Source organism: Escherichia sp. 93.1518 (assembly GCF_013368915.2).
Taxonomy (GTDB): Bacteria; Pseudomonadota; Gammaproteobacteria; order Enterobacterales; family Enterobacteriaceae; genus Escherichia; species Escherichia ruysiae.
This window is the reverse complement of the sequence record NZ_JABWMT020000107.1, coordinates 1-470: the sequence shown is the minus strand read 5'-3', so window position 1 is coordinate 470 and position 470 is coordinate 1. Positions and strand designations below refer to the sequence as shown.

Sequence of the window (470 nt, the reverse complement as noted above, 5' to 3'; positions counted from 1 at the left end):
GGTCGGCATTCAGCCCGGCAGGCGCTCGCTGGGAATAGCCATCACCAAAGCGCACCTTCCTGACGGAAGGGGCCGAAGCCACATCCATACCGGGTTTCACTTTCCAGCGGAAGGTTTTCATCGTCCACCTCCGGAGAACAGACCACCATCACGCATCTGCCCGGTCACAACATCCATTGCCGCCTTACGGGCTACGTCATAAACCGCCTTCAGCGCCTGTGGCCCTATCTGACCGTTCGTGCCGTCGTTGTTAATCACCACATGGTTATTCTGCTCAAACTTCCCGGACGCCTGCGACCGACTGTCCGCCATGCTGCCCGGTGTACCGACATAACCGCCGGTGGCATAGCCGCGCATCAGCCGGTAAAGATTCCCCACGCCAATCCGGCTGGTTGCCTCCTTCGTGAAGACAAATTCACCACGGTGAACAATCCCCGCTGGCTCATATTTGCCGCCGGTTCCCGTAAATC

1 protein-coding gene and 1 pseudogene are annotated in these 470 nt (G+C 58.7%); both read right to left on the bottom strand.

The annotated features are described in order from the left end of the window. Nucleotides 1-121, bottom strand: a 121-nt coding sequence (locus HEN21_RS22635) for a phage tail protein (protein WP_183082965.1), incomplete at its 3' end; no start/stop codon positions are given. After that, nucleotides 118-470, bottom strand: a pseudogene (locus HEN21_RS22630) (phage tail tape measure protein); the annotation flags it as partial. The gene HEN21_RS22635 and the pseudogene HEN21_RS22630, both read right to left, overlap by 4 nt.